Raw genomic sequence first — 236 nt, 5'->3', positions numbered from 1 at the left:
CTTCATGTACGTCGGCCAGGAAGGCGATCAACGCTACGCCAGCCTGATCGAAAGCTCGGCGCAGACGGCGGAAGCCCGCCTGCAGCGACTCGACGGCGTGAACGGCAGCGAATCCCGGCGCCTGCTGGGCCAGCTTCGCGAGCAATGGCGGGACTATGCGCAAGACCTCGACAAGCTGACCGGCGCGGTGCGCAACAAGGGCTACAGCGACCTGCAACCGGTCGCCGACCTGGCAC

The 236-nt window shown here is 66.9% G+C and carries 1 protein-coding gene; it reads left to right on the top strand.

What is annotated here, in order from left to right; translation table 11 throughout:
- The coding region (locus ACLJNW_RS28490; RefSeq protein WP_410962034.1) for a hypothetical protein at window positions 1-236 on the top strand (236 nt) is incomplete at both ends.

This window comes from Salmonella sp. SAL4457, from assembly GCF_046548235.1.
In the GTDB taxonomy this organism is placed as follows: Bacteria; Pseudomonadota; Gammaproteobacteria; order Enterobacterales; family Enterobacteriaceae; genus Salmonella; species Salmonella enterica.
Note: the sequence above shows the minus strand (reverse complement) of the source record. Positions and strands in the feature narration are given on the sequence as shown.